The sequence below is a fragment of the Microcoleus sp. F10-B2 genome (assembly GCF_036704965.1).
In the GTDB taxonomy this organism is placed as follows: domain Bacteria; phylum Cyanobacteriota; class Cyanobacteriia; order Cyanobacteriales; family Microcoleaceae; genus Microcoleus.
The window spans coordinates 80,735-93,736 of record NZ_JAUBTB010000009.1 but is presented as its reverse complement, the minus strand read 5'-3'; the positions used below and the strand labels follow the sequence as shown (position 1 = coordinate 93,736).

Here is a 13,002-nt window from a genome sequence, read left to right as displayed (position 1 = left end):
AGCTGTGTTAGAACAGCTATCGATCGACCAGCCAAGCTATCTTAATAAAGGACGCTAGCGAAAGCACAGTCATGGCACCTCCCACTAATCCAAATCCGGCGGATTCATCTGCAAAAAAGTCTCTAGAGGCTGGGCTGGCAGCTTTGAAACAGCAGGATTACCCCACCGCGATCGCCCTTTTAGAATCCGTTACCCAAACCGCTGCCAATGGGCCGTCGGGAATCCGCGCGCAGATGGGGTTGGTGGCTGCATACAAAGCAACCGGTAATGTGAAAGAGGCGATCGCCCTGTGCTCTTCCCTCGCCAAAAGTCCCAATTCTCAAGTCAAAACTTGGGCCGATCGCGCTTTAAGAGAATTAACCCCCCCTCGCCCCCCAAAACCACCGGAAAATAAACCAAAATCCGCAGAAACTCCCCCCGAAACAGGCTTTGTCGCCTTTGATGCCGGAATAAAATCGCCGAAAAAAACGATTGGGGGCGACCGACCGACCACCGATAAAAAAACAGGATTTTTACCTTTAGAGCAGGCTGTAGAGCCTGGAAACGCCAAATCGCAACCGATTTACCCGCCACCTCCACCCCCCACACCGCCGATTCGCTCGACATCAGAGGGCGGGCACGGGGGCACCGCCCCTACAGAAACCGTGCCAGATGCCGCAGAAATTAGCGGCGAAAATAGTTCCGCTTCCCCAACAGATATCCCCGGATTCGCCAGCCCAGATACTTACCAACTCACTTGGCGCGAAGCAGGGCGCGCCGCGAAAAGCCCGCGCCCGCTGAAACCGCTGAAGTTGCTGGGCTTTCGGGTAGAAGCCGTTGCAAGTGCGATCGCCCTATTTTTCCTAGCCCGGTTTGTCCTGCAATTCCTGCTGACAAACACTAATTCTCTGTTGGTTCAGCTTTACATATTCAGTAGGCTGCCTTTTTTCCGGCCGATTCAGCTTTTTTACCGCGATCCAACTCCTTTTGTTCAGATGGTTTTTGGATTGCTTTTGGCCTCGTCTCCCTGGCTGATAGACGCGCTGCTGAAACTGTTTTGCGGCATCGAAACCCTGCGCGGGTCGGTTTTATCGAAGCACAGCAAGGAAGCTAGTCGGGTGCTGCGAAGTTATTGTACCAAGCAAAATATGCCGGTGCCGGTGCTGCAACTCTTGCCGCTAAATGTTCCTGTAGCTTTCAGTTACGGCTGTTTGCCCCGTTTTGCTCGGATTGCGGTGAGTCGCGGGCTGTTGGAACAGTTGACGGATGATGAAATTGCCACTATTTTCGCGCGGGAGTTGGGCCATATTTCTCACTGGGATTTTGCGCCGATGTCGCTGGCGCTGCTGGTGATTCAGATTCCTTACTTGATTTATTGGCAGGTGGCGCACTGGGGTGAACGGTTGTGCGATTTAATGACGATCGAGTTTTTGCGTTCTGCTGTCAAAGTTGTGGCGGCTGCAATTTCTGCTACCAGTTACGGGATTTATAAGTTGTTCAGGTGGCCGATGTTGTGGGTGTCGCGCCGCAGAGTATATTTTAGCGATCGCACGGCTGCGGAAATTACGGGCAATCCTAACGGTTTGACGCGGGCACTGGCTAAAATTGCGATCGGCATTGCTGGTAATATCGAGCAGCAAAAACAAACTAGCTTTTTCTTGGAAAGTTTCGATCTATTGTTACCCGTAGGCGTCGGACAAGCTGTAACCCTTGGTTCTGCTGCATTACACGCGCCGCTGGAACAGATTTTGCTGTGGGATGTCAGCAATCGCGAGCGCAACTGGTTGACGGTTAACAGCGCGCATCCTTTGCTGGGAGAGCGTTTGAAGCTGTTGGCCCTTTACGCTCAATTCTGGAAACTGGAGACTGAGTTAGATTTGGTAAACGCGGGAGTGCCAGAACAACCCAGCAAAGGAAAATTGTCTCTGTTTAAGTCAATACTCGAATTTAAAGACTCAAAACTATTTTTACAGGGCGCGCCGTTTTTTGGAGTTCCGATGAGTTTGGGGATAGTCGGGGTGCTGTGGCTGATTGGGGGGATTTTTTCGAGGACGAGTATCTGGCAGTTGGATTGGCTTTGGGGCGATCGATCGATTATTTGGGGCTGTTTGCCGATCGGGTTTTCTATCGGTACTTTGATGCGGATCAATTATTTCTTCCCGGACATTATACCGCGAGAAACCGCTTCGCCGAGTTTGCCGGAAATTTTGTCAAATCCCGAGAGTTTGCCGCTGGATGCTGAACCGGTGCGACTGGAAGGGCAACTTTTGGGTCGATCGGGTATAGATAATTGGCTGGGACAAGATTTGATTTTGCAGACGGCGACGGGTTTGGTGAGGCTGCATTATGTTTCGAGGTTTGGCTACCTTGGCTGCTTGTGGCCCAAACCTACTCGCCCCAGCGATTTGATGGGAACATCTGTTGTGGCGACTGGTTGGCTGCGCCGCGGTGCTACTGTGGCGATCGATCTCGAAAGTCTCCGCAGTCAAGGAGGGAGGGTTAGTGACAGCGGACATCCGATTTGGTCGGCGGTTTTGGCTTTTGCTGCTGCTTTTTGGGGCGCATACATCATTATCCAGGGCCCAAGGTGAGACGATTTTGGATTTTAGATTTGGGATTTTAGATTGAAGAATGGGAAATGACTTACTGCATAAGGGTTTCGAGGTTGCCTGCAATTGCATTTTTTACAGGTATGAGGAATAGTTATCAGATTGCCGCACTCGATCGCGCACAACGCGCAGCCCCAGATGAGTTTTGAGTTAAACGGGGGATGGGCGATCGATCTTCTCGTTGCGCCGTGTACACCCTACCCGATTTTCTCGGTGCGCGGTCAGAACCCTACACTCTTGTTGCTTGTTCATTCGTAAAGAAAAGTTGCTTTTTTGCCCGCAGTCTGTTACATTAGTTTACATAAATTGGATTGAACCAAACAGCGCGATAACTTCAGTTGGCTAAAATCGCTAAGGCATTGCGTAAAAATTGTCAACCTCCCAACACAGCAAGTACAGTCAGCCGCTTGTCGGCTGTTTTTTTTCGATCGCTATTTTTGCTGTGCGGGATGAATTCTCAAAAGTGATTCAGATGTGGTTTCCGTTAAATTCAGACTGAAATCTTCCTAAATAACTAGCTCTGTTACCAAGGCTGTGATACCTTTAAAGAATGCTCGGACTCTGCCGGGCCGGATTTAAGGGATAGCGGGTAAGTGAGTAGTTCTCAGCATTAGGAGCGAGATTAGGAACGAGGTAAGATTACTGGCTGAAAAAATGTTAGCCATTTTATCCATCACTGTATTAAACTGAATACTGGCATTCCGATCGCTTGCAATTGACATCCTTGGACATAAATTTCTAGACGGCGCTGGCTATAAACATTCTGAATCAAAACCGGAAGCAAGTAATACAGAATAGCCAATAGCCTAAACATTTGAGTGATGACTAAAAGTTTACACAACAACCTGAGATTTAAAAGCTCTCTGCATCGGCGGTTAAGTTCCGGCCTTATCAGAGTAAATCATCTTTTTGTTCTAAAAGGTGGGGGGAGCTGTCAAGGTTGGTGGGAGGAATGCGCCAATTCTCGGGTTATGTGGTGTTTGCCTGAAGTCAATATTCAGTTGACTTCAGATAATTCTGTTCGAGCAAATTAATTAAAATCCAAGTCGGGAGGAATTTTTCATGTCTATTCGTCTTTATGTTGGCAATCTACCGAAAGAACTCGATCGCCAAGAATTGCAAGAAGTTTTTGCACCGGAGGGCGAATCTGTTACCACCAAGGTAATTACAGACCGCAAAACTGGAAAATGCAGAGGATTCGGTTTTGTGACGGTGCTAACCGACGAACAAGCCGACCAAGTTATTGAGAAATACAACGGCTTGATGTTCAAAGAAAACCCGCTGAAAATAGAGAAGGCACTGCCCCGATCTAAGGGTAAATCTGAGAAGGGCGAAGACGATCAGCAGCAGTCGTCGCCGCAGTCACCGCAGTTGGTTTCCGCGTCGTCGTCAGTGCCAGCACCTGTGCCGCAGCAACAGCAGCGCTCGGCTCCTCCTACCCAAGGTGGAGGCGGTTCCAGCAAAAGCAATCGCCGTCGGGGTGACAACAACAAGTCTCGCCGCAATCAGTCAGCAGCAACGGTGTCGAGCGCTGATTCCGGCTCGGTGCAGCCAGATCCGCGCTGGGCGAGTGCTCTGGAAGAACTCAAGCAAAGATTGGTGGAAGCTCAGACTACTAATTAGTCGTAAATGGCGGCTAATTGCTGCTGTCTCTCGACTGCGGTTGACTGAATGTATCTGGAAGTGCGATCGATCGCGGGTCAAAAAACCCTGTTGTCGATCGCACTCTTGTATGGTAAAAAACCTCTAATATCATGTCCGATCGAGTTACCGCGATTAAAAGGGCGGGTTTTTGAGATTGTCAATTATTGGCAGATATTTTTCGTGAGGGGAGCCCCTACCGTATTAGGGGTAATCGACCGGACATAAATATAATATCTAGCAGTGCGGTAAAATAACCGCGATCGGGGAAGTAATGAAAACTCCAGTCCTGACTACCAACGAGTTGGATTTTGGTCGATCGACCGGAAACGATATAATATCAATTCCGCTCTTCATCGGAATGATATAAACGGAGGACACGGCAGTGCCGTGTCCCTACCACGATCGATTGTAGGGACACGGCACTGCCGTGTCCTCGCCGATCATTCCGGTGCAGCCGGAAACGATATAATATCCTGAGAATTTTTGGCAAAAAAACCCGGTTTCTCTGAAAATATAGAGTTAAGCAGCGAAACAGTTAGAAAGAAACCCGGTTTTTAGCCCCCCTAAATAATTCCTGCTTATTCGATCGGCCCGAATTCGATTGTCTCAATAAACTCAAAAATCTTGTTCATAATTCCCTCAACTTCAGACTCCAGGGAACCCAATTCATTCCCCTCCTGATAAATTCGCTGACAGCTTACCGTGTAGCAAAAATCGTCAGCAATAAAAGCCATAAGTCCCCGGTAAGCATCCAACCGAGTCAGAGGGCCATCGTTTTCTTGCACGCTGATAGTTGCACCAGCAGGCAAATCTAAAACCACGAAATAAGCTTCTTCATCCTCTAAATATTCTGCGTGGAGTAACTTAGAATTGGCAACATTAGCAAGAATTGCCTGAGAAACAAAATTGTCGAGAAAAGACTTGAGATAAGCTTCCTCGCCAACCGACTCGATTGTTTCTTCCACTTCACCAGCAACAGGGAAATAATCAATTTTCAGCAAAACGCCAAAGTCGTCAGAAAATGCGACACAGCTTTCTTGCTCATCAATTTTACCGCCTCGTTGCTCGTCAACTGGAATGGGAACGCTAAAATTGCCTTCAGGAGATACGTACCATGCCGTATCGAAATCAGACTCTTCGCCCTCTACTTCCGAGTAAGCAGCAATTACATCCTCAATAATTTCCGCAGCTTCCTCGTCTTCCACACCTAATGCTTGCTGGAATTCCTGAAGAAAAGCCTCGTGCTTCTGAGATATTTCGCCATCTGCGACAAACATTGCTGTAGTTATTGCAAAAGTATCCAAAACTAACTCATCTGGCATAGATTCCCAAGCAGTATTAAATAATGCTCCTAAACCGTCTTGGGCGACAATACCGGCGAGTCTTTGAAACATTGCTGACATATCATCTTCCGAGTATTCAGCAAATATTTCTGATTCCCAAAGTATGCTTTCTAAGATATCAGCATTCGTGTCAGGGGAATTTGCCTCCGCTGCGACAAGTGCTATGGCTGCTACGGATTCTTCTAAAGTCAAGCTTGCTTCGGATTGGTCTTCTGAATTGAATATTTTATCAAACTTTGCCACAGGTTTTGCCCCGCTAGTGTTTAGTTTTGCTATTCATAGCAAATTTATGACATAAAAAGATAGTAGTCAATCGATTTTAGATTTTAGATTTTAGATTTTAGATTAAAGAATTGAAGCATTGACCCCACGGATAAATTCGGGGGATCCTTTATCGGATACAGGTTTTTTATTTCTGGACGGATGAATCCGGGGGCTTGTATCCTGGATGCTTTGGGTCAGGGATACTCTGGGCGCCGGACACGACGCCGTGCTGTTTCCCTACAGATATCGCACCCGACACGGCACTGTGCCGTTTCCCTGCCGATATCGCCTATTACCAAGGACTGCCAATTATTGTGAATCCGGCCCAAAACTTCGGGTGAGATAAATCTGCATTTGCTGCTTGTGTGGCTTGATTAATGTCGATCGCGCCTTGAGTTCCCCGCAATTGACCGTCTTTTACTACAATTTGTTTGCGGATCATTGCCAGTTGCGCTTTTCTGAGGGCTTCAGCTTTAATGTTTTCCGATCGCAAATTTCCATAAAACTCGGTCATTAACCCCAAAGTTCCAATATCATTAACTTTCCACAAACTAGCCAAAGCTGATTTTACACCGCTGCGGACGGCCAGTCCAGCAAATCCCATTTCTGCTGTATTGTCCCCGATCGCAGTTTGGCAGGCACTCAGCACTAATAACTCTACTTGTCGGGGATGGTACCACTTCGCCGACCTAAATTCATCCAGCGCCAAAGAACGGTTCCACAAATGAATCTCAGCTTCCTTGCGTCCGTTTTGATTTTGCGGAAAGCTAGCGTGAGTAGCAAAGTGAACAATGTCAAATGCCTGTTGCTGTCGCTGTTTGCTGAGATTTTCTAGGGTAAAGTTTTCGTTGAGAAAAGACCGTCCCCGCCACAACGGCAATTCGGCAGCAGCATTGAGAAAACTTTCATTTCTGCTGAATCCCGGTTGATTTTTCCTGTCGCTTCTGGTACCGGCGATCGCAGATAATTCGATCGGCACTGCCGGCAAAGCAGGTTTATCAGTGTGGGGAAATTTGGAAGCACCCATCGCTAAAACTTGAGCGTTTTGCAAACTTTGATAATTGGTGTTAGTCAAACTGACACTGGGAATTGAGCCGAGGCTGTACTTTTCTACTAAAAATTGCTTGCCGTCGTGCAAAGCGGATAGTGGCAGTTGGCGCAAACCTGCATCGAATGAAAAAATTAGCGTATCGATATTTAACGAATCCAATTCTTTAGATATTGGTGAAATCAACCATTGGTAAAGTTGCTGCGCGTTTTCCAAATATCCTGTATCTTCGGAATTTTGTGTTTGCGCCAAATGGCCCTGAAAAATATTGACAGTTTTTAGCAGTGTTTTGCTGTTAACTGGCGCTTGTTTGAGAATAGGAGGCCCGTCGGGAACTACTAACACTAGCGACACTTCTTTGAGCCGGACGATCGCGTAAACAATTACAGCTTGCTTCCCGGTTTCCTCCTTAATTTTTTTCAGGGTTTCTCTTAGATATTGAACGTTGATTTTTTTATCCGTGAAATTTTCCCCATAATAATTTTCGTAGTCTTGTTCAAAGAGTTGGTCAATTAGAGCGACAGCATCATTAGCATTGCCTTGGTCTAAAGTTTGTTCGACGAGCGATCGGCTAAATTCTGAGGGAAAAAGATTTGGGATATCTGCGGGTGCGGGATTTTCTGCGATCGGAGGGGGAGTGGGAGTTGGTGCGGTGGCTGGAGTTGGCGCGGGCGCTGGAGTTGGTGCCTGGGCGGGAGTTGGTGCGGGGGCTGGAGTTGGTGCGGGAATTGGTGCGGGCGCTGGAGTGGGTACTGGTGAATCTTGAACTTGCTCTGGATTTATTGCAGCTATTCGATTCCATATATCTGAAAGATTGACATCAAATGGTTCAGAATTAGCAATCGGTAAACTAGGAGTTTGAACAATTATTTCCGGCGGAGTTTCTGCCACTGAAACAGTTAAATTGTCAGTAGATGTCTGTGTAAAAATCTGCCTCTCTGCTTCGGCTCCGGCAATGGTGTTAACTGACGGGGTGTAAGGAAGTTCTAGGGAGATAATTGTTTCGTTGTTACGCTTCCAATCTAATTCGGTATTTCCCGTTTCAGGATTTTGCTCGAAAGAAGTTTCAGCACCCAATAAATCGCCAATTAAAAAAGCTAACTGCCGTTGGGGAGTTTGGCTTGGGCTGACAGCGGGCGCGGGTACGATCGCACTTGCAGGCGCGGGTACGATCGCACTTGCAGGCGCGGGTACGATCGAGCTTGCAGGTGCTGGCTGAATCTGAGTTACAGGCTGGGTTACAGAGGCAAGAGGGGTTGCGGGCGCGGGATTTGGCGCGTTTGAAGGTTGGGGGGCGATCGCAGGTTGAGAGGCGAGGGAGGAGGTGATTTGGGAAACCGAGGGAAGGGTAGGTGTCGAAGCTATGCGGGCAGCAGCGTTTGGGGTTGTGGGGGTCGAGGGCTGTGTGGGGCGCGCGCGGGGCGGCAGTACGAATGAACCGGGCAATTCAGGTAGTCGGATGTTGAGGGGAAAACCAGGTATCGGATCGGGTGTTGCCGAAGGTGCGATCGAAGTTTGGGGAATTGGGGCAGGTTCGATAAATATTTGGGGAATTGGCAAAGGTGCGATCGAGCTTTCGGGTGTTGCCGAAGGTGCGATCGAGCTTTCGGGAGTTGGGGATGGTGCGACGGGTAAACGCGGTGGGAGTTGCCGTGAGGGTGTGCTTGCGGGCGCTGGAGTCGTTGTTGGGGAAGGCGCGGGAGTCGCTGCGGGTGTGGGTGCGGGCGCGGGAGTCGCTGCGGGTGTCGGTGCAGGCGCGGGAGTCGCTGCGGGTGTCGGTGCAGGCGTTGGAGTCGCTGCGGGTGTCGGTGCGGGCGCGGGAGTAGCTGCTGGTGTCGGTGCGGGTGTTGGAGTAGCTGCAGGCGTGGGAGTAGCTGCTGGTGTGGGTGCAACTATTGGCGGCGGTACGGAAATAATTTGAATGCGATCGCGATTTTGCGCGAGATTGCGATCTTGTGTGTGAGTATGGGGATATTCGCGATCGGGCAAAATTGTTTGTATGGAATCGCTATTGCCCCTAGTAAGTGCACCCGCCGTTCCATTTGTCTCGGAATTGCCGACAATAAAAGGCGTGATTCCCTTGCCTCCGTGGCGGATAATTATTGTACCGCCGTTAGCATCTCCAGGACTTCCAGCCGTAGAAATGCTAGCATTGATGCCGTTTCTGTCTGTGAAGGAATTGAGCGATCGAAAAAAGCTTTCAGTCACAATCGAAACATTTCCGCCCGTACCTGTGTCCTGACTCTGAGCATCAATTTGACTGACAACAATATTGCCGGTCGTGCTGCGGTTAATCGCGGTAACATCGCCCGCATTCCCCTTAGCAGAAGAGTCAACTTTTCCAACAGTAATACTTCCGGTAGCGTCGAGCAAGATACTGCCACCATTACCAGCAGACGAGGTATTGATATCGCCCGCAGTAATATTAGTTCCAGCGCTCAAAGCGATATTACCGCCATTGTTAGGGGAAGTCGCATCGAGATTTTTTGTTGTGATTTCTCCGTTCTCACTAAACAAAGAAATTCCGGCGGGTGAGGTGATTTTGTGAGCTGTAATATTATTCGTAGTAATAATGTTAATTGCAGCGGAATTTTTGGGAATATCATCTTGAATACTGACGCTGTTGAGGGCAGTCCCTTTGCCAACAGCATCGCCAAAATCAACACTTCCGGCATCGGGTTGAACAGTCAGACTGTAAGGCCCGTCAACAGTAGACTTAAAAGTAATATCGCCTGTCTCTAAAATTTTGACCGACAGGTCATTACCTAATGTTACCGGAGCGTTAAAAGTAATGTTATTGCGGTTAGTTTCGATCTTGCCACTGGCAGTAATAGAGTCATTTGCCTTAACATCAATATTGCCGCCAGTCACAGTAATACTGGGAGCGAAAGTGCGGGAATTAATGTCCGAGGTCGAAATAGTTCCTTGAGCGTTTATGGTGATATCTCCGCCTTTACCATTCGCTGCGGCGGTAATAATTGGGCCTGCTGTTGTGTTGATATTACCGCCACTTTTAATGCTAAGATTGCCGCTATTGGCATTGAATCCGCTTAATAATAGGGCGCTACCAATTCCTGCCGTACTGATGTTGGTTCCAGCTTCGAGGGAAATATTGCCGCCGCTGTTACCGCCGATCGCATTTATGATTCCGCCAGTAGTATCGATCGCCCCGCCGCTTTTAAACGTGATTGAGCCGCCGTCTTGATTGCCGATCGCCTGGATGTCGCTGGTAGTAATATTTCCCCCAGCATTTAGATTAACATTGCCGCCTATATTAGTTTTAAGATCGGGAGATGAACCGTCATAGCTTGTCAATAGCTGACCTGTAGTAATATTTCCATTGCTGTTAGTAAATTTAAGATTTCCGCCCTGTATTCCCGATACTAATACATCGCCTATATTAATGTCACCGTTAGTAGTAGATAAATTAATATTGCTACCGTTGCCCTTCTCAGAAAGACCTGTAATTGTAATTCCTACAGTCGATGTTTTGATGCCGCTTTCAGCTTGAAGCGTGACATTTCCAGCAGTGCGATCGCCCCTGACATCGATCGCTCCGACATCTATAGTACCGCCACTCGTAAGTGCGATCGGACCGCCATCTAAACTCGCTAGTGCATTGAGATTGCCAGTCGTAATATTGCTGCCAGCATTTAAAGTAATTGAGCCACCATTTTCCGGGCGAAAAATATCCGCTCCAGACTGAAGAGTGCTACTTGAATTTAAGTTGCCTGTAGTGATACTGCCATTAGTGCTAGTAAAGTTAATTATCCCCCCCTGTCCGCCCCGCAATGTGCCGTAGTTAGACACGTTACCTGTTGTAATATCCCCCTTAGCAGACATGAGGATATTGCCACCTCTATTACCGCTTTCAGACGTAGCATTTAGCTCCCTAATATTAATAGTGCCATTTACGCTCGTAATATTTATACTTGCACCATCTGCTGTAGATTCATCTAGACTATCTGCACCTATATAACCTACGTTAACGTTACCATTTGCCTGTAACGTTACAGAACCAGGACTACTCGATAAAGCGCTATTTCCAGTAGTTATATGTACTCCGCTTGGAGGAAAAATAATAGCTCCCTGTTCGCTGATGATGGTAACATTACCACTACTGCCAGTAGGTACTGTATTAGGAACTCCTCCTGCAAAACTCTCTATGCAAAAACTAGGGGAGGTACAGTCTAAAGTGATATCGTTTTTTGCTTGGAGAGTAATATCACCCGATCCACTGGACGCGAAAGAAGCTATACTTTCTGTAAGAGTAAAGCTGCCACCTGCATTAACAGTAATATCACCGCCCTTGCCATTCACAGCGGTGGCTATAGCACGAAGTGCTCCTGTTGAAATATTTCCTCCTGCAGTCAAAGATATAGAACCAGCATCGCCCCCAAAATTATCTGCGTTAATGTTTCCTGTTTGAATGCTGCCTGCCGCTTGCAAAGTTATAGGGCCAGTTTTACCAGTTCTTGGGAACAAATTCGGATCGGGAAACGTATCAATTTTTCCTACTACTTGAATGTCACCGCCCGATCGCAAAATTACCGATCGCGAACTGCCTAATATAAATTCATCACCCGTAGTAGCACCACCATAATTTGCATCTGGACTCGTAATTATGATATCTCCATTAAAAGTAATATTTCCAGTACCCGAAGTCGTATCTACCTTAATAGATGCACCCGTGTAACCCCCAGAAGTATAATCACCAGATTGTTCAAATGGAGGATCGTACAGACTCATAAAATTCGCAGGCTGACCGGATAAATCAACAATCGATGTGTTATTTCCGCTCTTAAAGTGAGCATCTGTAGATATGATGCCATCACTCACTAACGTCAGATTCCCACCGCTTACAAAAGGCGTTTGCGAAAGATGATTCAGCGCCAAAATATCGATACTTTGATTTCCCTGGATGTAGAGATTTCCGCCAGCATTAGCCACAAACGGATTTGCCACACTGTCGCGCACCCGCACTGTATTGTTAGCCAGCAAATTAAAATCGCCCGTTGTACGCAATTGACTTTCAACTAATGTCAAATTGCGATTAGCTGACAGCGTTGCAGTGTCCGCATTTACACCTTTAGCAGCGACATCTCCATTCTCTACCTGCAAACCAGAACCCGTTAATTCTATTTGCCCTCCAGCGTTGACTGTCACCCCCGTGGCACTTCCCCCGCCACCCGCCAACAACTGTGGCAAAGATGCAACTGGCAACACCCAATTTTGAGGCAAACTCCCCGCGACAGATTGCGGCTGAATCTCCAAACTCAACAGATTTCCCGGTTGACTAATTCTGACTAAACTCTCGCCGGGAACCGCCGCAACAATAATATTTCCTCCCGGTGCAGAAAGTTGTCCCGTACTCAAAACCGTGCCGCCCAATAAAGTTAAATTTTGCCCTTGTCCCACCGCCAAATTGCCTAAATTGACAATTCCTCCCGGTTGCGTATTTGTAAAAGCAAAACTATTAGGATTTCCGCCTAATAAAGCATAATTATTCGTACCAGCCGCACTAAACCAATTATTGCCAAAACCGATGCCCGTCGCAGTAGTCGCAGTGAAAGCAGCAGGCACGTTCAAACTAGAATTTGCACCGAAAACAATCCCCGCCGGATTCATTAAAAATAAGTTGGAATTGCCGCCAGTTATTTGAATTAATCCGTTAATTAGCGAAGCATCGCCGCCGACAACTCGCCCTAAAATATTGCGGATATTGGGATTTGATATAAAATTAGCAATTTGTCCTTGAGTTAAACCAAATTCTTGGAAACTGTGAAATAGATTTGCACCGTCGCCGGATTGTTGGCCGCCTTGGATGTTGAATTGGTTGCCGCTGGGACTAATTTGAGTATTCGTGCCGTCGGTTGCGGGGGTGATTTGGGCTGTGGCTGTTTGGGATGGGGCGAAAAGTCCTATTTCCCAAATTGCTAAGGTGGTGAATGAGAGGAAGGTGAGGAAAAAGCGAGTTTTTGTGTGTGTTGATTTCATGTTTTTTTTAGTAGATGATATATCGTACATTCTGATAATTGCGAAAGTCCGCCAGCGCCCTCTGACAGTCCCAAAGTCCGCCAGGGAATGAATTCCCTGGCTAATAGCGAAAGTCCTC

At 47.6% G+C, this 13,002-nt stretch carries 4 protein-coding genes; 2 read left to right on the top strand and 2 right to left on the bottom strand.

Going from position 1 to position 13,002, the window contains the following annotated elements:
* Positions 1-71 precede the first annotated feature (71 nt).
* Both QUA99_RS05695 and QUA99_RS05690 read left to right on the top strand, forming a co-directional pair.
* Positions 72-2,570: a zinc metalloprotease HtpX gene (locus QUA99_RS05695; RefSeq protein ID WP_333237382.1), complete on the top strand. Its 2,499-nt coding sequence runs from the start codon at positions 72-74 to the stop codon at positions 2,568-2,570.
* A gap of 1,080 nt (positions 2,571-3,650) precedes the next feature.
* Positions 3,651-4,211, top strand: coding sequence for an RNA-binding protein (locus QUA99_RS05690; RefSeq protein ID WP_333237384.1), 561 nt, complete (start codon positions 3,651-3,653; stop codon positions 4,209-4,211).
* A gap of 599 nt (positions 4,212-4,810) precedes the next feature.
* Here QUA99_RS05690 and QUA99_RS05685 read toward each other — a convergent pair.
* The gene (locus QUA99_RS05685; protein ID WP_333237386.1) at positions 4,811-5,818 is read right to left on the bottom strand and encodes a tellurite resistance TerB family protein; all 1,008 of its coding nucleotides are present in this window, start codon (positions 5,816-5,818) and stop codon (positions 4,811-4,813) included.
* 313 nt (positions 5,819-6,131) lie between these two features.
* Positions 6,132-12,884 (bottom strand): CHAT domain-containing protein, encoded by a 6,753-nt coding sequence (locus QUA99_RS05680; protein ID WP_333237388.1) that lies wholly within the window; start codon positions 12,882-12,884, stop codon positions 6,132-6,134.
* Positions 12,885-13,002 lie beyond the last annotated feature (118 nt).

What these genes read in the sequence shown, in the direction of transcription:
- QUA99_RS05690 (WP_333237384.1), top strand. Translation starts at nt 3,651, where the DNA reads ATGTCTATTCGTCTTTATGTTGGCAATCTACCGAAAGAACTCGATCGC.
- QUA99_RS05695 (WP_333237382.1), top strand. Translation starts at nt 72, where the DNA reads ATGGCACCTCCCACTAATCCAAATCCGGCGGATTCATCTGCAAAAAAG.
- QUA99_RS05680 (WP_333237388.1), bottom strand. Translation starts at nt 12,884, where the DNA reads ATGAAATCAACACACACAAAAACTCGCTTTTTCCTCACCTTCCTCTCA.